General features: G+C 38.0%; 24 protein-coding genes. 4 read left to right on the top strand and 20 right to left on the bottom strand.

The annotated features are described in order from the left end of the window. Nucleotides 1–117: 117 nt before the first annotated feature. The 5 genes from ACFCYJ_RS17150 to ACFCYJ_RS17170 form a co-directional block, all read right to left on the bottom strand. The gene (locus tag ACFCYJ_RS17150) at nt 118–831 is read right to left on the bottom strand and encodes an LrgB family protein (protein WP_376075283.1); all 714 of its coding nucleotides are present in this window, start codon (nt 829–831) and stop codon (nt 118–120) included. Further along, nucleotides 828–1,196 (bottom strand): CidA/LrgA family holin-like protein, encoded by a 369-nt coding sequence (locus ACFCYJ_RS17155; RefSeq protein WP_376075285.1) that lies wholly within the window; start codon nt 1,194–1,196, stop codon nt 828–830. Before ACFCYJ_RS17155 ends, ACFCYJ_RS17150 begins: the two co-directional genes overlap by 4 nt. Nucleotides 1,197–1,650: 454 nt before the next feature. Next, nucleotides 1,651–3,186 carry a two-component system histidine kinase PnpS gene (pnpS, locus tag ACFCYJ_RS17160; protein ID WP_376075286.1) on the bottom strand — a complete coding sequence of 512 codons (1,536 nt, stop codon included), beginning with the start codon at nt 3,184–3,186 and terminating at the stop codon, nt 1,651–1,653. After that, nucleotides 3,183–3,899 carry a response regulator transcription factor gene (locus ACFCYJ_RS17165; RefSeq protein ID WP_376075288.1) on the bottom strand — a complete coding sequence of 239 codons (717 nt, stop codon included), beginning with the start codon at nt 3,897–3,899 and terminating at the stop codon, nt 3,183–3,185. The genes pnpS and ACFCYJ_RS17165 overlap by 4 nt, the downstream gene beginning before the upstream one ends. A 52-nt stretch (nt 3,900–3,951) precedes the next feature. Next, nucleotides 3,952–4,392 carry a MaoC/PaaZ C-terminal domain-containing protein gene (locus ACFCYJ_RS17170; RefSeq protein WP_323649193.1) on the bottom strand — a complete coding sequence of 147 codons (441 nt, stop codon included), beginning with the start codon at nt 4,390–4,392 and terminating at the stop codon, nt 3,952–3,954. Between the two features lie 219 nt (nt 4,393–4,611). Here ACFCYJ_RS17170 and ACFCYJ_RS17175 point away from each other — a divergent pair, with 219 nt between their 5' ends. Both ACFCYJ_RS17175 and ACFCYJ_RS17180 read left to right on the top strand, forming a co-directional pair. Beyond that, a complete protein-coding gene (locus ACFCYJ_RS17175) occupies nt 4,612–4,743 on the top strand; it encodes a hypothetical protein (RefSeq protein ID WP_376075290.1) in 132 nt (43 codons plus the stop codon). Continuing rightward, nucleotides 4,721–5,008: a hypothetical protein gene (locus ACFCYJ_RS17180; protein ID WP_376075292.1), complete on the top strand. Its 288-nt coding sequence runs from the start codon at nt 4,721–4,723 to the stop codon at nt 5,006–5,008. The genes ACFCYJ_RS17175 and ACFCYJ_RS17180 overlap by 23 nt, the downstream gene beginning before the upstream one ends. Nucleotides 5,009–5,101: 93 nt before the next feature. Here ACFCYJ_RS17180 and ACFCYJ_RS17185 read toward each other — a convergent pair whose 3' ends face one another. The 4 genes from ACFCYJ_RS17185 to citZ all read right to left on the bottom strand — a co-directional run bounded on the left by ACFCYJ_RS17185 (nt 5,102) and on the right by citZ (nt 9,855). Continuing rightward, nucleotides 5,102–5,686, bottom strand: coding sequence for an SMI1/KNR4 family protein (locus tag ACFCYJ_RS17185; protein ID WP_376075293.1), 585 nt, complete (start codon nt 5,684–5,686; stop codon nt 5,102–5,104). Nucleotides 5,687–6,141: 455 nt separating this feature from the next. After that, nucleotides 6,142–7,080, bottom strand: coding sequence for a malate dehydrogenase (gene mdh, locus ACFCYJ_RS17190; protein ID WP_376075296.1), 939 nt, complete (start codon nt 7,078–7,080; stop codon nt 6,142–6,144). Between the two features lie 316 nt (nt 7,081–7,396). After that, complete coding sequence (icd, locus tag ACFCYJ_RS17195) at nt 7,397–8,659, bottom strand: NADP-dependent isocitrate dehydrogenase (protein ID WP_370075675.1); 1,263 nt, start codon at nt 8,657–8,659, stop codon at nt 7,397–7,399. Nucleotides 8,660–8,739: 80 nt separating this feature from the next. Next, entirely contained in the window at nt 8,740–9,855 is a 1,116-nt protein-coding gene (citZ, locus tag ACFCYJ_RS17200; protein WP_376075297.1) for a citrate synthase, read from the bottom strand. A 290-nt stretch (nt 9,856–10,145) separates the two neighbouring features. On the opposite strand from citZ, the gene ACFCYJ_RS17205 reads away from it, so the two are divergent. After that, on the top strand, nt 10,146–11,075 hold the full coding sequence (locus tag ACFCYJ_RS17205) for an AI-2E family transporter (RefSeq protein WP_376075300.1): 930 nt from the start codon (nt 10,146–10,148) through the stop codon (nt 11,073–11,075). On the opposite strand, the gene ACFCYJ_RS17210 is transcribed toward ACFCYJ_RS17205, so the two are convergent. The 8 genes from ACFCYJ_RS17210 to ACFCYJ_RS17245 all read right to left on the bottom strand — a co-directional run bounded on the left by ACFCYJ_RS17210 (nt 11,059) and on the right by ACFCYJ_RS17245 (nt 21,747). Next, nucleotides 11,059–11,448: an FxsA family protein gene (locus tag ACFCYJ_RS17210; protein ID WP_376075302.1), complete on the bottom strand. Its 390-nt coding sequence runs from the start codon at nt 11,446–11,448 to the stop codon at nt 11,059–11,061. The two genes, ACFCYJ_RS17205 and ACFCYJ_RS17210, sit on opposite strands and share 17 nt — an antisense overlap. 386 nt (nt 11,449–11,834) lie before the next feature. Further along, the gene (gene pyk / locus ACFCYJ_RS17215) at nt 11,835–13,595 is read right to left on the bottom strand and encodes a pyruvate kinase (RefSeq protein WP_376075305.1); all 1,761 of its coding nucleotides are present in this window, start codon (nt 13,593–13,595) and stop codon (nt 11,835–11,837) included. A 28-nt stretch (nt 13,596–13,623) separates the two neighbouring features. Further along, a complete protein-coding gene (gene pfkA, locus ACFCYJ_RS17220) occupies nt 13,624–14,583 on the bottom strand; it encodes a 6-phosphofructokinase (RefSeq protein WP_376075306.1) in 960 nt (319 codons plus the stop codon). A 287-nt stretch (nt 14,584–14,870) separates the two neighbouring features. Then, nucleotides 14,871–15,827 (bottom strand): acetyl-CoA carboxylase carboxyltransferase subunit alpha, encoded by a 957-nt coding sequence (locus ACFCYJ_RS17225; RefSeq protein WP_376075308.1) that lies wholly within the window; start codon nt 15,825–15,827, stop codon nt 14,871–14,873. Beyond that, nucleotides 15,820–16,668 (bottom strand): acetyl-CoA carboxylase, carboxyltransferase subunit beta, encoded by an 849-nt coding sequence (accD, locus tag ACFCYJ_RS17230; protein ID WP_376075310.1) that lies wholly within the window; start codon nt 16,666–16,668, stop codon nt 15,820–15,822. The genes ACFCYJ_RS17225 and accD overlap by 8 nt, the downstream gene beginning before the upstream one ends. Before the next feature lie 21 nt (nt 16,669–16,689). Beyond that, nucleotides 16,690–17,331 (bottom strand): FadR/GntR family transcriptional regulator, encoded by a 642-nt coding sequence (locus ACFCYJ_RS17235; RefSeq protein WP_376075311.1) that lies wholly within the window; start codon nt 17,329–17,331, stop codon nt 16,690–16,692. A 353-nt stretch (nt 17,332–17,684) separates the two neighbouring features. Further along, nucleotides 17,685–20,768, bottom strand: a complete 3,084-nt coding sequence (gene dnaE, locus ACFCYJ_RS17240; RefSeq protein WP_376075313.1) for a DNA polymerase III subunit alpha — start codon at nt 20,766–20,768, stop codon at nt 17,685–17,687. 34 nt (nt 20,769–20,802) lie between these two features. Continuing rightward, on the bottom strand, nt 20,803–21,747 hold the full coding sequence (locus tag ACFCYJ_RS17245; RefSeq protein WP_376075315.1) for a DHH family phosphoesterase: 945 nt from the start codon (nt 21,745–21,747) through the stop codon (nt 20,803–20,805). 90 nt (nt 21,748–21,837) lie between these two features. Between ACFCYJ_RS17245 and ACFCYJ_RS17250 the strand changes: the two genes are divergently transcribed. Then, on the top strand, nt 21,838–22,143 hold the full coding sequence (locus ACFCYJ_RS17250) for a YtpI family protein (RefSeq protein WP_376075317.1): 306 nt from the start codon (nt 21,838–21,840) through the stop codon (nt 22,141–22,143). Between the two features lie 145 nt (nt 22,144–22,288). Here the strand turns inward: ACFCYJ_RS17250 and ACFCYJ_RS17255 are convergent, their stop codons facing one another. The 3 genes from ACFCYJ_RS17255 to ACFCYJ_RS17265 all read right to left on the bottom strand — a co-directional run bounded on the left by ACFCYJ_RS17255 (nt 22,289) and on the right by ACFCYJ_RS17265 (nt 24,544). Then, nucleotides 22,289–23,596, bottom strand: a complete 1,308-nt coding sequence (locus ACFCYJ_RS17255) for a DRTGG domain-containing protein (RefSeq protein ID WP_376075319.1) — start codon at nt 23,594–23,596, stop codon at nt 22,289–22,291. A 152-nt stretch (nt 23,597–23,748) separates the two neighbouring features. Beyond that, nucleotides 23,749–24,432, bottom strand: a complete 684-nt coding sequence (locus tag ACFCYJ_RS17260; protein ID WP_376075321.1) for a metal-dependent hydrolase — start codon at nt 24,430–24,432, stop codon at nt 23,749–23,751. Beyond that, entirely contained in the window at nt 24,422–24,544 is a 123-nt protein-coding gene (locus ACFCYJ_RS17265; RefSeq protein WP_376075322.1) for a hypothetical protein, read from the bottom strand. Before ACFCYJ_RS17265 ends, ACFCYJ_RS17260 begins: the two co-directional genes overlap by 11 nt. Nucleotides 24,545–24,702: the final 158 nt, after the last annotated feature.

Below are 24,702 nucleotides of genomic sequence, written 5' to 3' on the forward strand. Positions count from 1 at the left end.
ATAAACTAGTTTTTTATTTTAGGCAGTTTGACATAAGGAGCATTGTAAAGCGCTGATCCTCCATCTAAAAATCATACCCCATAAATAAAATAGGACCGAAAAAAATCCTGTTACCATTTAAGGCAACAGGATATTGACAACTAGATGTTCAAATGCTGGGAAAAAAGTTGTTGATAAAACAATGCTAATTAATGCAGCTACAATCATAGCAAGACTCGCAAAAGTACCTTCAAGCTCACCAATTTCAAATGCTTTAGAGGTACCTGTACCATGTGCACCCATTCCTAACATGAGACCTCTAGAGGATGGTCGATGGAAACGACATACTTTAATCACTAACGGTGCTATGAGACTCCCTAAAATACCAGTTACCATAACGAAAACTGCAGTAAGGGTAGGAGAGCCACCAATCATATTGGAAATGTCCATCGCTATTGGTGTCGTAACTGAACGCGGAACTAAGCTATGCACAAGCTCATTATTTAATCCAATTACTACGGCAATGATAAATGATGATGTTATAGCAACGGCTGAGCCAACTGCAATACTTAGAAAAATTTCAAAAGCATGTTTCTTTAATAGATTAAAATTTTTATAAATTGGTACCGCAAATGCAACTGTTGCTGGTCCAAGTAAATTTGATAAAATACTAGCTCCTGCAGTATAGGATTTATAAGATGTACCCGTTAGTAACAAAATGATAATGACCACTAATGGAGTGATCAGTATAGGTGTCAACCATTCCTTCTGATACTTTTTATAAAACATTTTACTAGTATAAAAAACTGCAATAGTACCTAGTAAACTTACTAAAGCTATTAAAAAGCTCATGCAGTATCACCTTTTTTTCGTTGCCCTAGTAATTGCGCTGTGAAACCTGTTGCAAACATTACAACTATGGCACTCAATACAATAACAAGAACAGCTTTCACACCTTGCACACCGAATAATGTAGTATAGTCGATTACTCCGATTGCAGATGGAATGAAAAATAGTAATAGTTCACTAAGTAATAAACCTGCACCTAGCTCAATCCATTCAAGCTTAATAATATGAAACTGCAAAAGTAAAAACAATAAGACTAGTCCAATTATGCTCCCTGGAATCGGCAAGTGAAGTAGGCGTGCAATACTATTCCCAACAAATAAAATTACATAAAGATAGCCGATTTGCACGATACTTTTGACGATTTTCATGGTCATCCTTCTTTCAATTTTTTATCCTGCTTTAACGGTCAGTAATATAGATCCCTTCTAGATTAAAATGGGCTTATTATCTGACCGTATTAGCCTGATTGGTTCAACTAACAAGTACATTGATTGTTAGTTGAATATTATGCTACTATACTTTACACCTATTTACGTTACCTGTAAAACAGAAAAAGAATCTACCACCAAAAAATTTGGTAATAGATTCTTCCTATTGGCTATAACTAAGCAATACAAATCAATTATGCCTCGGCATAATTGCGTCTGGAAGGTTTGACTTCTTTCAGCGGATGTTTAGACACCCACTGAAAGAAGTTAAAAATTCTTCATATATAAAGATTTTTCAAGCTATTTTAAAGTCTTAACAATAATATAGGGGGTTTCTACTAACAAGTATAAGACCCCATTGTGAATCTAAAATTGTGCTATTGTAAAGAATTCGTTAATTTTTCGGAATCATGACAATCATTTTTGTCCCAACACCAACTTCACTTTCTACCTGAATGCGACCATGGTGCGCCTCTACTAAATGCTTCACAATAGCAAGCCCTAAACCTGTTCCCCCAGAATTCCTGCTTCGCGCACGATCCACACGATAAAACCGTTCAAAGACACGGGCAATTTCATGCTTTTCAATTCCTATACCTTGGTCTTCTATTTCAATAATGCCGTGCGTTTCATTTTCCTTTAATCGAATCGTAACGGTTGTATTTTCCGGAGAGTACGTGATGGCATTGGTAATTAAATTAGTGACAATTTGAATAATACGATTGGCGTCACCCATAACTTGAACATCACGTTCTATATCAACATAAAAGCTCATATTTTTCTCATCTAGACGAGGCCCTGTCAACTCTGCTCCACGTATAAGTACATCTTGCAAGCCCATCGGCATAATATTAACGGTAAAACCATGCTGTTCAATTTTCGATAACTCTAGTAAATCCTGAATCAGCATCTGCAGACGGTTACTTTCCTTATAAATGATCTCTAAAAAAGATAGCAGCATTTTTTCATCCTTATATGCACCATCCAGTAAAGTTTCAGAAAAGCCTTTAATAGATGTAATAGGTGTACGCAATTCATGGGATACATTTGCTACAAAGTCCTTACGAATTTGCTCTAAACGAACAAGCTCCGTAATATCATGCATAACGATAACGACACCAAGCCATCGACCATGATCTCCTATAACAGGTGCTCCGTACACTTCCTTATTATATAGCTCCTGTTGGACCTCCATTTTAATTTGTTGTCGATAAGGCATTTCTGTTAGAAACACATGGTCGATAAATTGCTCTAGTGATTTAGGTAAGCCTATTGTACGAAAAACTTTCCCTTGTACATCGTCAATTTGCATACCGAAACGTTCTAAAAATACACGGTTCACAATAGATATATTTCCCTCACGCCCAATCATCATGAGGGAGCTTCCCATGTTTTCAATTAACGTTTTAAGCCTTTCTTCTTCTACCTCGCGAATCGTCGTTATATCCTGTAAATTACGCGCTAAAATATTGATGGAGTGACTAAGCGGCATCATGCGTGCATGCTCATTTTCATGGGCACGAGCACGATAATTTCCCTTCGCCAGCTCAAGTGCTGTATCTGTCACGTTATCAATAGGTTCAGTGAAGTTTCGAATCATATAGCGACTTACAACAGCCATTAACATGAGCGCTATTATAAAAAGAATCGCTAGCACTACATAAAGCCGCGCATGAACAGTCGATAATAGAGAATCTTTAGCCTCAATGTTTTGCGCAGTATATAGCGCCTCTTTATCTTCCTTAGATAATTCAATCTTTCGTTCATCTAATACTTGGTTAATGGATTCTTGCCTCTCTACACTAGCCTGCTCGTTGTACTGTTCTATATAAACAGGAAAAAGCCGACCTATTACAATCATTAGGACAGCTAATATCGTTCCAAGCAATAGCATGAATGTCAAGAATAAGCGGTTGCTCATTGATTTCATGTCGTTTTCGGCTCCTCGAATTTATAGCCAAGGCCGCGAATTGTTTTGATGAATATCGGCTTACGGCTATTTTCCTCGATTTTATCGCGAAGGTGGCTTATATGCACATCCACAATTCGAGTATCGCCAGCAAAGTCATACTTCCATACAGCACTTAATAGCTGATCACGCGTTAAAACACGGTTTTTATTTTCAAGTAAATAAATGAGTAGCTCAAATTCCTTTGGTGTAAATTCCAGTGCTTCATCATGTAAAAATACTTCAAAACGCTCTGGAAAGACACGTAATTGTCCAAATTCATACATTTTCTCTTGTGGCCCACTCTTATCTTCAGCCACTACATTTTGTGTAAAACGTCTTAAAACAGCCTTTACCCGCGCTAACACTTCGCGAGGACTAAAGGGCTTTGTCATATAATCATCTGCCCCTAGCTCTAGACCAAGTACTTTATCGAATTCGTCATCCTTTGCTGTAAGCATAATAATAGGTGTATTCATACGTTGTTGACGAATTTGTTTACAAACTTCCATACCATCAAGTCTTGGAAGCATCAAATCTAATAGAATTAAATCTGGCTGTAAGTCAATTGCCTTATCCAGACCCTCTTGGCCATCTGCAGCTGTTTCTACAACATATCCAGCCTGCTCTAAATTATATTTCAATAATGTCGCAATAGAAAATTCATCTTCAACAACTAAAATCGTTTTTGTCATGTGTAATGCCTCCGTTAGTGATTTGAAACCCCCATTTCAAATCTCAAGACGTCTATAAAGTAAGTGGTGGTGTCACCAGTAAAGTACCTTCAATCACAAGCTGCTTTTGCTCATTATATGAGTGTACAGATACAGTAATCGTATTTTGTAATTTATTTACTTCCGTTACCTCTAAAAGAGTATCAAATAATTCATAATGATAGAGCGGTCCTAAATATTTTATATGTTGCTCAATAATTCGTGCACCTGGTCCAGGAATATACTTTGACACAGCAGAAGTAATAATGCCATTTAACATGATTGTTGGTACGATTGGCTTTTGAAAAGGTGTCATTGCAGCATAATCATGTTGAATATAAAGTGGATTATTATCATTCGTAAGTCCCAAATAAAGCAATAAATCCTTATCTTCTATTTTTTCGGTAATATGAATCTTCTCGCCAACTGTAATTTCATCAATAGTGAGACCAAGCTTACTGTTTTTTTGAAGCAAAAATACGCCAACCCCTTTTCTATCATATACCTTCATAGTATCAATTTTATTCCAAAAGTACAACGAAAAGCAGAATAACCATTTTATCTTCATTCAGCAACATGTTTTCTGTAACGAAAGCGAAGCGGCAGCAGCATTGTATATCTACATGAAAGCAAAGCGTTAGCATAACGTGGGGTTGATTTCCCTTCCAACCGGGCGCTTTCCTGGGGGCGTCCGATGAGTCGCTTGGGCCAACACGATGTTGGTCACGAAGGCGTTATCACAGGATGTGATGCAATTAGCCTTCGTTCCCCTATTTGCTCGCTCCAGGGTCTCGGGCCAACAGATGTTTTTTGCGCGAAAGCGTAGTGCTAACGCAGCGTCAGCAAAGTGTTTTTGTCTGTGCGAAAGCGTAGTGCAACGTAGCGACAGCAACAGCACCGATGTTGGTCACGAAGGCGTTATCACAGGACGTGATGATTTTAGCCTTCGTTCCTCTATTGCTGATCCCCAAGGAGTCGCCCAGTCTCCACTCCAATCAACTTATTTACATAGCATACGTTTTAACAAATTGTCTCCTCAACTTTTCAGTTTTGGCACCCCCAAAATTAAAAGAAACCACATCGAATCATAACATTTTTATAAACATCACAACTTTATTTAAAACATCGCATCTTTCTTATAAAAAGCGTGACTTTATTTCAGTTGATATCTAGAGCATAAGAGGTTATTCTTCTTCGTTTTCCAGAAAATTAAAACCACCGTCAATAAGATCCTGTAAATACTCATCAAAGCTGTTTGCAATCACTTCATATTGATCAGGGTCGTGCAAAAAGCGAATTATTTGACCGCATACACCTTCATCAGAAGGATTAAAATCAATATAGAGTCTCGATGACCCACCATTGTTCATACAGTCTGAAAAATGAATATACATACCCGGGAGAAGTCCCTCCGGATTTATCTTAGGGTCAACAGCCTCCTCATCATCTTGGTATTCTAAAAGATAGGAGATGTCTTCTTCTTCTTTTGAACTTTCGAGCATCTGCTGTGTAGACAGTAAATAATATGGATATTCTTCAACATCTGACCCTAAAATACAAACAGCAATTTTGCTTTTTCCATATTTCCGCCAGTATGTACCATCAATATTTTCAAGTAGACAGATTAGTGATTCTGGACAATTTGGATATTCTGACTTTAGCGTATCAATATCCTCTTTTGTAGCACCACAAGCTGTATTTAGTTCCTCGAGCTCATCTGTTGATAACTTTGCTCTCAAGCCGTTTAAAAATCGGTTTACCAAATCCATTATTTCGTCCTCCCAATAATAAAATATTAAAATTTATTCGTTAGCTATAGCCTAACAGTACAGAGGATTATTTCACTCTTCTCGTAAGCCTTATTACATCTCTTTGTTCGACCAATGTAAGCAGATAAACCCAATGTGATTATCGATAGGATAATTTTAGCATATTTCTCCTCCTTCAAATATGTCCGTTCATTTTCACTCTATTTTTTGAAGAAATTGAAAATTCTTTATATAGCTATCCTGCTCCATTAGTTGAAGAAGAATCCGTTCCGTAACTCTAAGTGATGAGCCTTTATCAATAAAGTTCCAGGTGCTACCCATCTCTATTTTCTGGTATCCCGTTTTTTTGTAAGTACATCTTATTTTGACGCACTATTCGTCCTACTTTTTTGATGTCTCAATACTCGAAAAAAAATCGAGTAGGAATGAATCCTACTCGATTTCATAAACTTTTATTAAGCTAAAACTTTCATAACGTCGCGGACAGCCTCTGCCGATTTATCTAAAGCTGCTTTTTCATTGTCTGTTAACTCAAGTTCAAAGATTTTTTCTATACCATTTGCACCTAATAATGTAGGAACACCTAGGTATAAATCATTGTAGCCATATTCGCCTTCTAAGTATGCAATAGATGGAAGTATACGTTTTTGGTCTTTAATGATAGCTTCCGCCATTTCAATAAGCGCCGCTGAAGGAGCATAATATGCAGAACCATTACCAAGAAGGTTAACGATTTCAGCGCCACCTTTACGTGTTCGGTCAACAATCTCTTCAAGACGAGCTGCTGGGATTAATGATTCTAATGGAATACCTCCAGCAAATGAGTAGCGAGTTAGTGGCACCATTGTATCACCATGCCCACCTAAAACAAAACCTGTGATGTCTTTTACTGAGATATTAAGTTCTTCAGCTACAAACGCACAGAAACGAGCCGTATCGAGTACACCTGATTGACCTATTACACGATTTTTTGGGAAACCAGTTTCTTTGAATACTGTGTAAGTCATTGCATCAACTGGGTTTGTAAGTACGAGGATTGTTGCATTTGGTGAATATTTAGCAATTTCCTTGGAAACAGCTTTCATCACATCTTGGTTAATTTGAACAAGATCGTCACGGCTCATACCTGGTTTACGAGCAACACCTGCAGTGATAATTACTACATCAGAATCTGCAGTATCCGCATAATTAGAAGTACCTTTAACATAAGAATCATAGCCTTGCACTGGTGCAGCTTCCCACATGTCTAGAGCTTTACCTTTTGTTGGGTTTTCAGCTTGAGGGATATCCACTAACACTACATCACCAAGTTCTTTTTGAGCTGCTAAAAATGCTGCAGTAGCGCCTGTAAAACCGCTACCGATTACTGAGATTTTTTTTCGTTTCAGAGACATTCGAATACGCTCCTTTAAATTAGGTTATTTAATCAATTATGCCTCGGCATAATTGCGTCAGGAATCGGCTTTGTGCAAGCACAAAGAAACTCCTTTTCGATTCCATGACATCCGCCGGAGGCTTCTTTCAGCGGGTGTTTAAACACCCGCTGAAAGAAATTAAAAGAGGGAGGAGAATAAATTCTCCTCCCTCGATTAAACAAGTTCATCATAAATATTTTATTAAGCTAAGTTCAATAGAAATTTACATTTCACCCTAATTATATCGGCAGAATATACTTCCACTTTAACTATAATTTCTATTTAAAATAGAAAATTATAGGTTTTTGATTAATTCAGTAGCGAATTCTGAACATTTTACTTCTTTAGCGCCGTCCATTAAACGAGCAAAGTCGTAAGTTACAACTTTAGAAGAGATTGTTTTCTCTACAGATTTAGTAACCATGTCAGCTGCTTCTTGCCATCCTAAGTGTTCAAGCATTAATACACCTGAAAGTAATACTGAAGATGGGTTTACTTTATCTTGACCAGCATATTTTGGAGCTGTACCGTGAGTAGCTTCGAAGATCGCATGTCCAGTTACATAGTTAATGTTTGCGCCTGGAGCGATACCGATACCACCAACTTGAGCAGCTAATGCGTCAGAGATATAGTCACCGTTTAAGTTCATTGTAGCAACTACGTCGAACTCAGTTGGACGAGTTAAGATTTGTTGTAAGAAGATATCAGCGATAGAATCTTTAACTAAGATTTTACCAGCTGCTAAAGCGTCAGTTTGTGCTTTGTTTGCTGCTTCTTCACCTTGTTCAGCTTTAATAGCATCATATTGGTTCCAAGTGAATGTTTGATCAGCAAATTCTTTTTCAGCTAATTCATAACCCCATTTTTTGAATCCACCTTCAGTGAATTTCATGATGTTACCTTTGTGTACTAAAGTAACAGATGGACGTTTATGTTTAATAGCGTATTCGATAGCAGAACGTACTAAACGCTCAGTACCTTCTTTAGATACAGGTTTTACACCGATACCAGAAGTTTCTGGGAAGCGGATTTGGTTAACACCAAATTCAGTTTGTAGGAAGTTGATGATTTTTTGTGCTTGTTCAGAGCCAGATTCGAATTCAATACCAGCATAGATGTCTTCTGTGTTTTCGCGGAAGATAACCATTTCAACGTCTTCTGGGCGTTTAACTGGAGAAGGTACTCCATCAAAGTGACGTACTGGACGTAAGCATACATATAGGTCAAGCTGTTGACGTAATGCTACGTTTAGAGAGCGGATACCACCACCGATTGGAGTAGTAAGAGGACCTTTGATTGCGATTAGGTATTCGTTAATTTTGTCTAAAGTTTCTTGTGGTAACCATTCACCAGTTTGGTTGAATGCTTTTTCACCAGCTAGAACTTCTAACCATTCGATTTTCTTTTCACCATTGTAAGCTTTTTCTACTGCTGCGTCGATTACGCGTGATGCTGCAGCCCAAATATCTGGACCAATTCCGTCACCTTCGATGAAAGGAATCACTGGATTGTTTGGTACATTAAGTACGCCATTTTCAACTACAATTTTGTTTGACATTGATGTTGCCTCCTAAATTCATAATCATAGGACTGTGTTTTCAGTAACACAGTCCCAAATATTCTAGCATATTTTCCGAATTAGCGCTCGCTGACTGGAACATATTTTTGCATGCCTGGTCCAACATACTCTGCACGTGGACGGATTAGGCGGTTGTTAGCATATTGCTCTAAAATATGAGCTACCCAACCAGAAGTACGTGATACTGCGAAAATTGGTGTGAATAGGTCATGATCAATACCTAAAGAATCATACACTGACGCAGAGAAGAAGTCTACGTTTGCAGGTAATTTCTTTTGTTCTACGATCATGTCATGGATTTTAACTGACATTTCATAAAGCTCTGGTTTACCAGTTAGCTCAGTTAATTTTTGTGACATTACACGTAAGTGTGGTGCACGTGGGTCGCCTTTGCGGTATACGCGGTGACCGAAGCCCATGATTTTTTCTTTGTTATCTAATTTATTTTGAATATAAGATTCAACGTTTTCAAGTGAGCCGATTTCAGTTAACATTTTCATAACTTGCTCATTTGCACCACCATGAAGTGGTCCTTTTAATGCACCGATAGCTGCAGTTACACCAGAATAAACATCTGATAATGTAGCTACACATACACGTGCTGTGAATGTAGATGCATTTAATTCGTGGTCAGCATGTAATACTAATGCTTTGTCGAATGCTTCAACTTCGATTGCTGCTGGTTCTTCACCTTTAAGCATGTATAAGAAGTTTGCTGCATATCCTAATTCTGGTTTTGGTGCAACTGGCTCTAAACCTTTACGAACACGCGCAAATGCAGTAACTACTGTTGCAATTTTAGCTTGTAGACGGATAGCTTTACGATAGTTAGCTTCTGTATCCATAACATCCGCCTCTTCATCGAATACACCAAGTAAAGATACTGCAGTACGTAGTGCAGCCATTGGATGTACAGTTGAAAGTGGGTATGATTTGAATTGGTCTACAATTGCTTGCGGAATAGACATGTTGTCTGCCAATTGTTGTTTTAATTCAGCTAGCTCGTCCGCTTTTGGTAAACGAGTATGCCATAATAAATAAATTACCTCTTCGAATGACGCATTCTCTGCTAAATCATCAATGTTGTAACCAACATATGTAAGTGTGTCATCGATAATTGAACTGATTTTAGATTCCGCTGCTACGATACCTTCTAAACCTTTAGTTGCTGACATAAATTATCGCTCCCTCATAATTATATTTTTTTAGTTGTAAATGCAGTTATTAGGTCACATTTACGTTTTTTGCTCATATGAACCATTAAGTAAATCGCTTACAATTGCTATTATAATCATTTTTGACAGCTTTGTGAATGAAAAACCTCCGAATAAAGAAAAAGGTGCACGAGCGATTATATATACGCCTGAAAGAGATTCTTTTTTACGTTTTAACATTAATTTATCATTTGAAATGGGGTGAATCTGTAAAAATGAGGAATATTAAATATTTTTCACACGAAAGAACTATGAGTGTTTTGTTTTTTATATTCTACTTGGTAATACTATGGTTCGTATTACCCGTATCTCTAGCGATTTTTTTGTCTTTTTCTACGTATCCTATCATAAAATTTCTTCATTCTTATTGTAGGATTACCTATTGGCTTGCAGCAATTATCGTGGAAGCACTTATTCTAACTTGCATTTTCTTACTCGTTATCATTTCTATAAACAGCATTATTCTTGTCTTCCCTGAAATCCGAGATACACTACAAAATTTCCCACTTTTCAACGAATATGAATCAATGTTTATCCAAGTTTTAAAGGAAAAATCGCTTTCTATTTTCGATTCAATCTTTTTATACATGGCTAATATTTTCCAACTATTCATGAAACATGTAATTGAAGTATTTATATTCCTTGTCGCTTACTATTTCGCCCTATTGGAAACTCGCAAATCCCGATATTGGTTTTTCCAATATGTGCCCAAAAAATTCCGCAATGAGTGGCAGTCACATTTTTCCAAAATTATGCAGTTGTTTCATTACTTTTTGTATGTGGAGTTTCAGCTGTTCACGATTACACTGCTCATTCTTTGTGCAGGATTCATGATTCTCCAATTTGAACAAGCCATCATCAAAGCCTTTATAGTAGCATTTGCAGACGTACTTCCGTTCTTTGGGATTGGCGTATTTCTTGTACCCATGAGCATTTATTTTTACTTAAAAGGCAATACCTTTTTATGTGTTGCTATTTTACTTTTGTATCTCTTTGTTCAATTAACAAGGCAGCTAGCTGAATCCATGCTTTGGTCAAACACATTACAATTACGGACTTTCCACACCTTTTTCATCAGTGCTGCCTCTATTTTATTATTTGGTTTTTACGGTATTTTACTTAGCCCCATATTTTTATTTTTGGCTGTTAAACTAAAGGAAAATGCTATTTTTGAACGATGATAAATTGACCTTTTTTCATTTTTTTCCGCATCCAAAAATAAAAGATTGGTTGGAACATTTTACGAGAAAAAGGTAGGAGCAATAATAAACCAACAAGGTCTGTTATAAAACCTGGTAATACTAGAAGTACACCACCACTGAAATTTAAAACTGTATCAACTAATGCTGGCCCTGGTGCCTCTCCACGTGCTATCGTATTTTTAACCTTTTGTACAGAATTCATACCTTTATTTTTCACTACATAAATACCTATAATACTCGTAGCGACTATAAGAAGTAATGTATTTAAAATACCAATATTTTGACCAATTACTATTAATAACGCCAACTCGGCTAATGCATAGACAATGAAACCAAGAAAAACTTTTCTCATTTTTTTCTCCTTTCTATCTAAAAAAGGTATACCTTTTATACGTTATTATAGCCCATTAAGTTTCATTAAAAAAACAATGGGTCCTATTTAAGGAGAAGGTGATGCTATTCTTAATTCTCCTTCCATGAGGGAAATGGAACAATTTTAATTTGGTTAAATATTGTTTAAACTAGGCAAAATCAGCTCGTCACCATAACGTGGGGTTGATTTCCGTTCCGGCTGGGCGCTTTCCTGGGGGCGTCCAGCCTTCACTCCAATCAACTTATACACACGACATACTTTTTAACAAAATGTCATCCCTAGATTTCGTTGAAAGACCGCAATTACTTCTTTACTATAAGAAAAGCTCTAGTGCAAATAGTTGCACTAGAGCTTTTTATTATAGATTAAAGAACACTTGCATGCCCTTTGTAAATTACACCCGTTTCAGCATCCATTGTAATTTCTTGACCGTGGCGAATTAAAGTAGTTGCTTCTTTTACTCCAACGATAACAGGGATACCAAGGCTTAGTCCTACAACTGCTGCATGACTTGTAAGCCCACCCTCTTCCGTAATCAGACCGATACAATTTTCAAGTGCTGGCATCATATCACGATCTGAACCAACCGTTACTATAATGCATCCGTCTGTGTCATAAGCTAGTGCCTCTGCTGCATTTTTAGCAACAACTGTTTTACCTACTACAGAAGCTTTACCGATTCCTTGACCACGAGCTAATAAATCGCCGATGATGTGTACCTTCATTAAGTTAGTAGTACCTGCTTCACCTACTGGTACACCTGCTGTAATGACAACTGCATCACCATGCGTTACAAATCCATGTTTCAAGCTTTCATCAACAGCTAGCTCTAAAATTTCATCTGTTGTCGTAACACGTTGACAAACAACTGGGAATACACCCCAAACTAGTGTTAATGCGTGAGCTGTATTGGCAGAACCCGTTACAGCGACAATCTGTACACCGGGGCGATATTTCGCAATCATTCTAGCCGTATTACCACTTTCTGTTGGCGCAAGTACTGCCTTTACGCCTAAGTTAATCGAAGTGTATGCTACTGCCTGAGAAATCGCCTCCGTCATATTTGCCTCTTTTTCACGACTACGTGTAGAGACGATTGCCTTATAGTCTAATGAATTTTCTGTACGCAGTGCGATTTTATTCATTGTTTGTACGGACTCTACTGGATAAAGCCCTGCTGCAGTTTCACCAGAAAGCATAATTGCATCTGTACCATCAATAATTGCGTTTGCTACATCACTAGCCTCTGCTCGTGTCGGACGTGGATTACGCTGCATCGAATCTAGCATTTGTGTAGCTGTAATAACTGGTTTACCTACTTGATTACATTTTAAAATTAATTTCTTTTGTACAAGTGGTACTTCTTCTGCTGGGATTTCTACACCGAGGTCACCACGTGCTACCATTAATCCATCTGAAACTAAGATGATTTCATCGATATTATCGACACCCTCTTGGTTTTCGATTTTCGGGATAATTTGAATGTGGCTACCGCCATTTTGTTCAAGTAATTCTCGGATTTCTAGTACATCCTTTGCTCGACGAACGAACGAGGCTGCAATAAAGTCAACACCTTGCTTACTACCGAATAGAATGTCCTGTGCATCTTTTTCTGTAATTCCAGGAAGTTGTACAGAAACACCTGGAACGTTAACACCCTTTTTATTTTTTAAGACACCTGCATTTTCTACAATCGTATGAATAAGACCTTTTTCCATATCTTTTGCTAATACGCGTAGTTGAATTAGTCCATCATCTAATAAAATAATGGAGTTTTGTTCAACGTCTTCGATTAAATGATCATACGTTACAGAGAAGCTTGACTCCGTTCCTTCCACTTCAGTCATTGAAATATCAATGACTTGCCCTGCTGCTAAATGCAATTCTCCGTTTTTCATATTGTGTGTACGAATTTCAGGGCCTTTTGTGTCGAGTAAAATCCCAACTGGTTTCCCTAATTTTTGTGCTACTTCGCGAATTAAATTAATACGTACTTCATGCTCCTCATGGGAACCATGCGAAAAGTTTAAGCGGGCAACATTCATACCTGCTTCAATTAGTTTCTCTAAAATTTCTGGTGACTCACTTGCTGGACCAATTGTACATACGATTTTTGTTTTTCTCATTTTCTGCCCACTCCGTTTTTATAACAAATTATATTGATAGTTCTTTCATTAAAGTATATAAGCTTACATCTGCCTCATGATTTTTTTCGAAAGCCTCAGGCATATCATAGTCAATCACTTGATGATTACGGATACCTACCGCCCTGCCAGACTTCCCTTCCATTAGCAATTCAACTGCATGTGCACCGAATTGACTCGCTAGAACACGATCACGCGCAGTAGGTGAACCACCACGTTGGATATGTCCAAGAACAGAAACACGCGTTTCTTTTCCTGTTTTTTCATATAATAGCTTTGCCAATTCGTTACCAGACATGACACCCTCAGCGACGATAATAATGCTATGCTTTTTCCCACGAGCTGCACCACGGTCTAAGCGTGCCACAATATCATCCAAATTATAATCTTCTTCTGGAATTAAAACTGTTTCAGCTCCAGCTGCAAGACCTGCCCATAAAGCAATGTCCCCTGCATCTCGCCCCATCACCTCAACGATAAAGGAATTTTCATGGGAAGTTGCTGTATCGCGGATTTTATCAATGGATTCCACAACCGTATTTAGTGCAGTATCGAATCCTATCGTATACTCGGTTCCTGGTACGTCGTTATCAATTGTTCCTGGTACGCCAACAACAGGAAAGCCTTTTTTCACTAAATCCATAGCTCCACGGTAAGAACCATCACCGCCAATAACGACTAGTCCTTCAATGCCAGCTTCACGCATATTGTCAATGCCTCGCTGCTGAACAGCGCCTTCTTTAAATTCGGGACATCTTGCAGAATTTAAATGTGTACCACCACGTTGAATAATGCCACCTACTGAACCTAAATCAAGATTTTCCATACTTCCTTTTATTAAGCCATCATAGCCGTGCTTAATTCCGACAACATCAATTCCATGATATGCTGCCTTACGAACGACTGCACGAATAGCTGCATTCATTCCTGGCGCATCTCCACCACTTGTTAATACCGCAATTTTTTTCATTGTCGAACCTCCTGCAGATACTATTATTATTCACATTAACATGAAAAAACAAACTATGTAAGGGCTCTGAGGCTACAAAAACATAACTTTTACATAAAAAATAAAAAGAATGCGCTTTCACACACTCTTTCTATTTAAAAATATCTGGAATTTAACATTTTTCCCAAAGTTTCGGACGATATTTTTCGCACTATTTATTCTTCCATCATTAGGCTATTAATTTATTGAGGAAACAATTTTTATCTCTTTACGAGCAAATTCACATGTCCAAAAACCTAAAAATGAATTTAAGCTTCTGCATATTGTCCAATCTTTCTGAATTTCTCATAACGGTCTTCAATTAATTGTTCGCCATTTAAAGAATTTAATGCTTTTAGTGTGTCGCTTATACATTCTTTTATAGAAAGTGCTTGCTTCGCTACATTGCGATGAGCTCCACCTGTTATTTCAGGGATAATTCCATCGATAACGCCAAGCTCTTTTAAGTCAGGTGCTGTTATACGCATCGCTTCTGCCGCTTGCTTTCCTAGGCTACCATCACGCCATAAAATCGATGCAGCCCCTTCTGGAGAGATAACCGAATACGTTGAGTTTTCTAACATAAAGACACGATTCGCTACACCTAATGCAATGGCACCTCCACTACCGCCTTCTCCAATAACAATAGAAATAACTGGCACTGTTAAACCCGCCATTTCGACGAGATTTCTGGCAATCGCTTCACTTTGACCACGTTCCTCAGCAGCCTTACCGGGATAAGCACCTTTCGTATCAATAAAACAAATAATTGGTCGCTTAAATTTCTCAGCCTGCTTCATTAAACGTAGTGCCTTACGATATCCTTCTGGATGTGGCATACCAAAATTCCTACGAATATTTTCTTTTGTGGATTTTCCTCGCTGGTGTCCAACAATTGTTACTGGCTGACCTTCAAAAAGAGCAATTCCTCCAAGAATAGCCGCATCATCACCAAACGTACGATCACCATGTAACTCAATAAAGTTTTCACACATAGCTTCTATATATTGTAAAGTTGTTGGTCGTTCTGGATGTCTAGCAACCTGTACACGATCCCACGGCTTCATATTGGCATAAATAGATTGTTCTAGCTGTGTTAGGCGTGTTTCAAGCTTTTCGATTTCGCCTGTCATATCTACATCTGCCTCGGTAGCAATCGTTTTTAACTCATCAATTTTTTCACGTAATTGTACTACTGGTTCTTCAAAAGCTAAATTTTTAGACATGTTGCACGCCGCCTTTCGTATGCATTTTTACAAGCACTGCTACTTGGTTTCGTAAATCTTTTCGATGGAAGATTGCATCAAGCTGACCATGCGCTAATAAAAATTCCGCTGTTTGGAAATCACTTGGCAGTTTTTCTCTTACTGTTTCTTCAATGACACGGCGACCAGCAAAGCCAATCAACGCTTGTGGTTCCGCAATATTAATATCTCCAACAGAAGCAAAACTTGCAGAAACGCCACCTGTTGTAGGATGCGTCAAGATAGAAATAAACAATAGTCCTTCATCGTTATGACGTTTTAATGCCACACTTGTTTTTGCCATTTGCATTAATGATAGAATGCCTTCTTGCATGCGCGCTCCACCACTAGCAGTAAAGATAATAAACGGTACACGTAATTCAGTAGCTTTTTCAACGGCAAGTGTGATTTTTTCTCCTACAACTGACCCCATTGAGCCCATACGGAAATGAGAATCCATAATTGCTACAACAATTTCTTCTCCATCCAGAGTACCTAATCCAGTCAGTACAGCTTCGTTCAATCCCGTTTTTTGTTGATCCGCTGAAATTTTTTCTACATAAGCCGGGAAATTCAGTGGATTACTCGTTTGTAAATGATCATCCATTGAAACAAATGATCCTTCATCTAAAAAATCTGCTACACGCTCCTGTGCAGTCATTTTGAAATGATGATCACATTTTGTACATACTTTATGATTTTTTTCTAATTCCTTCGTTAACTGAATATGACGGCATTCTGGACATTTTGTCATGAGTCCTTCTGGAAATCCCTTTTCTTGACCGTCCTCTTTCTTTTTGCTAAATATGCTGCGAATTGCCATGTTTGACTCCCCCTTTGTTGTCTAATTACTTCGTAAAGTCTTCATCCACTGCTCGTAAGCTTGTAATGCTTCTTTTTCATAGCCAAGCTGCATCGATTTCAACATAGTTTGAATGATTATTTTTTCTTCTTCTGTTGAGTTTCGATTTAAACGGTCACCATCATAAGCTGCTAGCTGAAACCAGACTTTTAGTGAAAGACGATTTCCCGCTGTGATGATTATTTCTCGTAATACATCTCGACAATTAATCGTATCTTCTATCTCTAGCTTTACAAAAAAACTGTCCCACACCGATAGTGTTCGCAGAGTCCCTGTACAACTTATTACGCGAATGGCTTCCTTTTCATGAATTTGTCGCGTTAATTCGACATCCTTTTTTGATTTTTCATCTTCTAATATAAACATCGACAGTATTTCTACGAGCTGATGCTTATGTGTGGAAGCTAGGAACGTACCTCCCCCATGTTTCGTTTCAATAAGACCTAACAATTCTAAGCTTCGCAATGCCTCTCTCACGGAGGATCGCCCGACACCTAGACGCTCTGAAAGGACTCGTTCAGAAGGTAGTTTTTCTCCAGCCTGTATTTCTTCCATTTTAATAAGTTGTCGTAATTGTTGGACGATATCTAAAAACACTTTCTTTTGCTCAGTTTTTTTATCCATACGATCAACTCTCCTTACTATCAATTTCGCCTTGGCAAATTTGCGTTCGTATTTTGAATTGTGCCAAGGCCTGCACGAGGGCCGACACGATGTCGGTCATTTCGGTAATGCCACAAGACGTGGCGTTCTTAGACTGAGTTCCTCTATTTCAGTAGAAGTTTGGACACTCACTGAAAAGAAATCACATCCGCAATTCATCTCGTCACCTACAAAGGTGAGAGGCTAATACAGAATGAAGATAAAAAGTGGTCTGGCCACTTTTAAACATTGACTATAGCTTACAAAATAACTGTTAAAAAGTAAAGAAAAAACTGCATAAAAAATGTATGCAGTTTCTAAAATTTTCTTCAATTTCATATTCTTTTCGTCGCTTGCGCATGTTTTACTTTCACTTGAGGTTTACCAAAGCGCCTTTCAAGTGTTCCCTCAATGTAAAGCAATTCATCTTCAAGTAACAGCTCTTGAACAAGATGAAAAACCTGTGGGAATAAAGTTACAGATACCGTTCCAAACTCATCCTGAAGCTGAACAAAGGCCATTTGTTCACCTTTTTTTGTGCGTATTTTTTTTACTTCTTCTATCATGCCAATCATTTTTACATACGTTCCGTCACGCGCTTGTTTTAACTCTCGGCACGTACTATTTACTTCATTCCAAAAAGCTCTTTCCTCTGTGACCGGATGGGCTGATATATAAAAACCAAGACTTTCCTTTTCATGTAGCAATTTTTCCTTTTGTGGCATCGCTTCCACTTCCATATACTTTGGCTTACCAAAGCTAAAGGTAGTAGTCGATTCAATATCAATATCCTCAGTTGGTCTTAGCAGTTCTGCATGCTTCAAAGCTGCCTCCAATGTCGCTATCAGTACCGCACGATCTTTATCTAAATAATCGAGAGCCCCTGCGAAAATTAAAGATTCCATTACTTTTGGTTTAAAATGCTGTGCACTTAAGGCAACTGCCAAGTCAAACAAATTATCCAATGCTTCTGGCTTCTCTTGGCGTAAGGCGTATACTTTTTCTATAAATGTATAGGGAACACCCTTTATTCCGGATAAGCTATAGCGAATTCCATCCTTCTCAACAGTAAAAAATTTTGTACTTTGTTTTAATGATGGCGGGTAAAACGAAATCCCTTTCTCTTTTGCCTCATTCTCAAGTTGCAGAATTTTTTCCACATTTCCTGTTGCATTTGATAATAACGCAGTATAAAAACTTTGCGGGAAATGTGCCTTTAAATAGGCCATTTGATAGGAAATAACGCTATATGCGACAGCATGGCTTTTAGGGAAACCATAGTCTGCAAAGCGTACAATTAATGCATACACTTCTTCCGCCACATGGACGTCAAAGCCTTGCTTCATCGCTCCATCTACAAATGCGGTACGTTGCGCCTCTAATACTTGGCGATTTTTCTTACTTACCGCTCGACGCAATAAATCTGCTTGTCCCATCGTAAATCCAGCCATCACCGAGGCAATTTTCATGATTTGTTCTTGATAAACTATGACACCAAATGTCTCTCGTAAAATGGGCTCTAATGCTGGATGGGGCATAGTAACCGATTCCCTTCCTGCTTTCCGTCTAGCATACATAGGAATAAAATCCATTGGGCCAGGGCGATACAATGCATTGACTGCTACTATATCTAAAAAATGGGTTGGTTGAATATCACGTAAAGCTTGCTTCATACCTTCCGATTCTAATTGAAAAATCCCTAATGTATCTCCCATTTGAAGAAGTTTAAATGTTTTTTCATCTTGCATCGGTATAAGATCAAACTCTATCCAAGGACCACCGGCTTTATAAATTGACCAACGTACTTGCTCTAAAATTGTCAGGTTGCGCAATCCTAAAAAATCCATTTTGACAAGTCCACAGGCTTCTACATCTCCCATCGGCCATTGCGTACAATATATTCCATCATGCCCTTCTTCAATCGGTATCGTATTAACTAATGGTGAAGGTGACAGTACAATTCCTGCCGCATGAGTGGAAGAATTTCTTGGTACCCCCTCTAGTTTTAACGCCACCTCAAACCAGCGACGATGGTTTTCATCCTCAGCTAACCAACCTTGTAAGCCTTGTGATTCGTCCACTGCTTTTTGCAATGTTATTCCTGGTTTATTTGGAATCATTTTCGAGATTTTCTCCAACGTTTCAGCGTCAAAACCAAAAACACGCGCAACATCTCTAGCAACTGCCTTTGCAGACAAAGTGCCAAACGTAATAATTTGCGCCACATTTGCCTTTCCATATTTCTGAGCGACATAGTGGATTACTTTTTGTCTTTTACTGTCGACAAAGTCGATATCGATATCTGGCAGTGTAACACGTTCTGGGTTTAAAAATCGTTCAAATAATAAGCCGTAAACTAATGGATCTACTTGCGTAATTGATAAGCTATAAGCTACAAGAGAACTTGCTGATGAACCACGACCAGGACCTGTTAAAATTCGATTTTCTTTAGCAAAGTGCATAAAATCTGCAACAATTAAAAAATAATCCGCAAAGCCCATTGAACAAATAATTTCAAGCTCGTATTGAAGTCGCTCCTGATACACTTTAGGAATCTCTGTTTGCTTTAAACGTTCTGCCAATCCTGCAAAAGTCTCTTTGACAAGCAAGCTTTCGGCTGTTTCACCTGTTGGCACAGGAAATTTTGGCATTTGTACGTGCATTTCAGGAATTTCCGCCGTACAGCTAGCTAGCATCGTTGCACTAGACTCAAGCCATTCTGGATGATCAGCAAACCAACTTCGCCATTCCTCTTCCGTTGGAGCGAAATAACCTTGTAAATGAGCTGATAGCATTGTACCGGTAAGCTTTTCACCTGAATCTATCGCTCTTGCAACCTCAAAGGCAAAATGATCTTCTGGACGTAAAAAATAACAGCTCTGGGAGGCAACCAGCGTTATATTCATAGTTTCACACCATGCTACAAAAGTTTCTTCTTTTTCGACTATCATTCCTGCTGGTCTTGCTATACCCATAAATAAATACTTGCCAAATACCCCGTTTAAAGCACTTGCTACTTCTGTCCAATCCTCAATTTCTACTAAATCATCCGAAGAAAGTAATGCCACACAGCCCGTCGCATATCCTTCAAGCCATTTCCACGGGAGTGCATCATCCTCCCTAATCGAAACTGCACTACTAATCTTTAAAAGATGCTGGTAGCCTTCTTGCGTCTGAGCATACAACACAAGTGGAACCTTTCTATCTTGCCACTGTACGTTTATCGAGAGCCCTAATACAGCATGAATACTCGCTTGCTGCAATGCTTTACAAAAAGGCAAAAGCCCGTACAATTTTGAATTGACGATTGCACAGGCGTGAGTATTTTGCTCTTGTAAAAAAGGGATCAATTGTTCAAGCCGAATCGTACTTTTCAATAAATCCGCACTCGTATGCATTTTCGTGTATACATGTGTCAAATGAATCCCTTCCTTTCTAGGTATTTAAAAATGTTTATTGATACGCCTTACAAATTTCCTGTAATCTCGTTATAACACACTCTGCTTCTTCCCATGAGTAAGCTGTAGCCCCTGAAGCGAGCGGATGTCCGCCACCATTAAATTCCTTCGCCAAAGTGTTAATAATAGGGCCTTTTGAGCGTAAACGCACACGAATCTGATCGACCTCTTCAATGAAGACCACCCATGCACAAATACCTTTCACACTTCCAAGACAACCAACTAACAGGGACGCCTCTGACGGCACAACATTGAATTCTGCCAGCAATTCCTTTGTCAGCTTGATATGTGCTGCTCCGTACTCATCCATTTTGAAATTTTGATAAATATAACCCTGTAAATTTAATAGCTTTTGATCCATTTCATACATTCCATCGAAAATTTGATTTCGATCAAAATTATATGCAATAAGCTCCCCTGCAGTTTTAAACGTTTTTACAGTCGTGCTAGGGAATTGGAAACGTCCTGTATCCCCTACAATACCAGCAAATAATAATCGTGCTGAAGCATCAGGTAGAATCCAGTTTGCTACTTGTTTCCCTTCCTCAAAAAGCTCATAAATCATTTCACTACAAGAGCTCGCATTTGTATCTACCCATAGTAAATCACCATACACATCATCATTTGGATGATGATCTATTTTAATGATCATTTTACCTTTTATATAGCGTTGATCGTCCACACGTTCAGTATTTGCCGTATCTGTCACAATAACTAAAGCATTGTCGTAAATTTCATCTGTAATGTCATCTGGATTTGCTAAAAATGATAATGACTCATCATGCTCACCTACAGCAAAAACTTTCTTTTCCGGATAATTTGCTAAAATAAGCTCTTTCAAGCCTTGCTGAGATCCATAAGCGTCTGGATCTGGACGCACATGGCGATGAATAATGATTGTTTCATATGAAGCAATTGTGTCGATGATTTGTCTTTTCAAATTAATTTCCCCCAAATTGATAGTAATAACCGTTAGCATTTTTCTTCAATAATCGTTACAATAATGACTAGTTATGCTAGGAGGTTTACTATGCTCAATTTAATATTTGTGTTTGCAATAATCATATCATTTGTGTTTTATTTTTATTTTAAAACAAAACAGTTTCGTTCTTCATTACCAATTGCTAAAAATTGGTACAAAAGCAAAGCTAATGTAAGTTTCGGTACATTTATTCTGTTATTCGGTTTAAACCAAGCCTATTTATTCCCTGGGTTATATACATTTATTATTGTAGCAATTCTTGTCGTTTTAGGCATCTTTGTTATTATTGAAAATATTAAAAGGGTTCGTCACTACGGTCAATTTGTTGACGAAGAGTACCGTATTAACCAATAAATAATCAATTATGCCTCGGCATAATTCCGATTCCGTGACATCCGCCGGAGGCTTTCACTTCTTTCAGCGGGTGTTTGGACACCCGCTGAAAGAAGTGAAAGGGATGGTCTAGGGTAAATGCTAGACCATCCCTTTTTCTGTTTTCTTAACGTTCCAGTAGTTGGAACATCATCATTGCCTTCCCAACAAGCATTTGTTGATTAAACACTTCGAAGTCCATTTTCACAAACTTACGACTCATGTCTAATATTCGAGGCTTTACAGTAAGTGTGCTTTCCATTTGCACAGGCTTGATGAAATAAATCGTCATGTTTTCGGCAACTGCATCCCCACGTTTACGGCGCTTTAATGAGAATGAACCAACTTCCGCTAACAAAGTTGTAAATGCTCCATAAGAAATTGCCCCATATTGATTTGTCATTTGAGGAGTTACTTTAAATTCTACGATTAAATCTTCATCGCCAAGCACCTTCATCTCATTTTTCACTAAATCATCAATCGTTTCACCATGTTGAGGTTGTCTTTGAGCAAGCTGAAGCGCTTTCAGTACATCTTGTCGACTAATTACACCTTGCAAAATATTATCATCATCGACAATTGGTAACAGGTCAATCCCTTCCCAAATCATACGATGTCCGGCAGAAGCAACACTCATTTTCATCGATCCAGCAATCGGATTTTTTGTCATAACCTTTTCAATAAGCTCGTTTTCTTCGCGACCAATAACGTCTTTTACTGTAATCATCCCAACAAGCTTATTGTTTGCTGTCAAAACAGGAAATGCACCATGAGTTGTTCGTTCATTTAACTTATGGAAATGTTGAATTGTTTCATCATTTCGAAGAACAGAAGTATCCGTCATTGGCACAAAAATATCTTCAATAAATAAAATATCTTTTTTGATTAGTTGGTCATAAATTGCACGGTTAATCATTGTTGCCACAGTAAAGGTATCATAGCTTGTTGAAATGATCGGTAAGTCCAGGGAATCTGCAAGTAACTTGTTTTCCTCGGTTGTATCAAAGCCCCCTGTAATTAAAACAGCTGCACCAGCTCGAAGTGCATTTTCATGTGCTTTAAAACGGTTACCAACGATGAGCAAGCTTCCTGCATCTGTATAACGCATCATATCTTCTAATTGCATGGCACCAATAACAAATTTCGTTAACGTTTTATGTAGACCTGTTTTCCCACCTAAAACTTGGCCGTCTACAATATTAACGATTTCTGCGAAGGTTAATCGTTCAATATTTTCTTTCTTTTTCTTCTCAATACGAATTGTTCCAACACGTTCAATAGAGCTTACTAAACGGCGATTTTCCGCTTCTTTAATAGCGCGGTATGCCGTTCCTTCACTCACCTGCATTTCTTTTGCAATTTGACGTACTGAAATTTTATCACCCACGGGTAATGATTCGATGTATTGTAAAATTCTCTCATGTTTTGTAGACAAAATATCACCTATTTCTCAATCATCAATTCTGCTCTTAGTGTACCATATTTTTTATTAAAATATTTAATATAAAGTGATGAATTTGTTTTACTTTTCCCATCGTTTCAACTACGCACGTGGTGCCAAATCATATAGTACAGCAGTGTCACTGATTAGGAACAGTTTACTTTTTCACCCGCTTTTAAAATTTGAACCTCTGCATTTTGCACTAAATCTGCAAAATTTTGTGGATCCTGCTCGATTGGAGGGAATGTATTGTAATGAACTGGTACGACAATTTTCGGCTTCAAAAATGACACTGCACAAGCCGCATCTTCTGGACCCATCGTGAAATTATCACCAATTGGTAAAAATGCAATGTCAATAGGATGGCGTTCTCCAATTAATTTCATATCACTAAACAAAGCTGTATCCCCTGCATGATAAATTGTTAATCCTTCGATAAATAATAAAATTCCAGCAGGCATTCCCATATAAATAATTTCGTTATTTTCAGTTACATACGACGAACCATGGAAGGCTTGAGTAAATTTCACTTTACCAAAATCAAATTCCTTGGCTCCCCCGATATGCATTGGGTGCGTTTTCACTCCTTGCCAAGAAATCCAATTGGCTAGCTCATTTGGCGCAATAACAAGTGCATCTTTTTTCTTTGCAAGCTCCACTGTATCACCGACATGATCATTATGGCCATGTGTAAGTAAGATTATATCCGGTACTTCCTCAGTAACCTTTAAATCTGTTTGCCCATTCCCATTAATGAATGGATCTATCAAGATTGTTTTCCCATTTGATTGAATTTTGACAACAGAATGTCCATGATAACTAATTTCCATCTAAGTTTCCTCCCTGCGGTACATATTGTTCTACATCATTTTTATTCGCTATCCATGCGATTTTTCCCTTTTTTTGATATGCTTGTACAGAGAATAATAGATCCTTTCCCAACAAAGCTATACCTTGTGGGGAGACAATTATTCATTCGTACAAAAATGAAGCATCGAATTAGAGTTATAGATCGCTCAAAAGTCGAAGCCTCATCCTGGTTAGGCTATTAGTTTAGCCAAGCACATGGAAATTTTTTCAGTGCAATAAGAGGAGGAACT

It is taken from the genome of Lysinibacillus sp. NPDC056232 (genome assembly GCF_042267565.1).
In the GTDB taxonomy this organism is placed as follows: Bacteria; Bacillota; Bacilli; order Bacillales_A; family Planococcaceae; genus Lysinibacillus.

What these genes read in the sequence shown, in the direction of transcription:
- ACFCYJ_RS17260 (WP_376075321.1), bottom strand. Translation starts at nt 24,432, where the DNA reads ATGGAAATTAGTTATCATGGACATTCTGTTGTCAAAATTCAATCAAAT.
- ACFCYJ_RS17185 (WP_376075293.1), bottom strand. Translation starts at nt 5,686, where the DNA reads ATGGATTTGGTAAACCGATTTTTAAACGGCTTGAGAGCAAAGTTATCA.
- ACFCYJ_RS17225 (WP_376075308.1), bottom strand. Translation starts at nt 15,827, where the DNA reads ATGTCTAAAAATTTAGCTTTTGAAGAACCAGTAGTACAATTACGTGAA.
- icd (WP_370075675.1), bottom strand. Translation starts at nt 8,659, where the DNA reads ATGTCAAACAAAATTGTAGTTGAAAATGGCGTACTTAATGTACCAAAC.
- ACFCYJ_RS17155 (WP_376075285.1), bottom strand. Translation starts at nt 1,196, where the DNA reads ATGAAAATCGTCAAAAGTATCGTGCAAATCGGCTATCTTTATGTAATT.
- ACFCYJ_RS17175 (WP_376075290.1), top strand. Translation starts at nt 4,612, where the DNA reads ATGAGTCGCTTGGGCCAACACGATGTTGGTCACGAAGGCGTTATCACA.
- ACFCYJ_RS17165 (WP_376075288.1), bottom strand. Translation starts at nt 3,899, where the DNA reads ATGACAAAAACGATTTTAGTTGTTGAAGATGAATTTTCTATTGCGACA.
- mdh (WP_376075296.1), bottom strand. Translation starts at nt 7,080, where the DNA reads ATGTCTCTGAAACGAAAAAAAATCTCAGTAATCGGTAGCGGTTTTACA.
- ACFCYJ_RS17150 (WP_376075283.1), bottom strand. Translation starts at nt 831, where the DNA reads ATGAGCTTTTTAATAGCTTTAGTAAGTTTACTAGGTACTATTGCAGTT.
- pfkA (WP_376075306.1), bottom strand. Translation starts at nt 14,583, where the DNA reads ATGAAAAAAATTGCGGTATTAACAAGTGGTGGAGATGCGCCAGGAATG.
- ACFCYJ_RS17235 (WP_376075311.1), bottom strand. Translation starts at nt 17,331, where the DNA reads ATGGATAAAAAAACTGAGCAAAAGAAAGTGTTTTTAGATATCGTCCAA.
- citZ (WP_376075297.1), bottom strand. Translation starts at nt 9,855, where the DNA reads ATGTCAGCAACTAAAGGTTTAGAAGGTATCGTAGCAGCGGAATCTAAA.
- ACFCYJ_RS17210 (WP_376075302.1), bottom strand. Translation starts at nt 11,448, where the DNA reads ATGAGAAAAGTTTTTCTTGGTTTCATTGTCTATGCATTAGCCGAGTTG.
- pnpS (WP_376075286.1), bottom strand. Translation starts at nt 3,186, where the DNA reads ATGAAATCAATGAGCAACCGCTTATTCTTGACATTCATGCTATTGCTT.
- accD (WP_376075310.1), bottom strand. Translation starts at nt 16,668, where the DNA reads ATGGCAATTCGCAGCATATTTAGCAAAAAGAAAGAGGACGGTCAAGAA.
- ACFCYJ_RS17205 (WP_376075300.1), top strand. Translation starts at nt 10,146, where the DNA reads ATGAGTGTTTTGTTTTTTATATTCTACTTGGTAATACTATGGTTCGTA.
- ACFCYJ_RS17250 (WP_376075317.1), top strand. Translation starts at nt 21,838, where the DNA reads ATGCTCAATTTAATATTTGTGTTTGCAATAATCATATCATTTGTGTTT.
- pyk (WP_376075305.1), bottom strand. Translation starts at nt 13,595, where the DNA reads ATGAGAAAAACAAAAATCGTATGTACAATTGGTCCAGCAAGTGAGTCA.
- ACFCYJ_RS17180 (WP_376075292.1), top strand. Translation starts at nt 4,721, where the DNA reads ATGTTTTTTGCGCGAAAGCGTAGTGCTAACGCAGCGTCAGCAAAGTGT.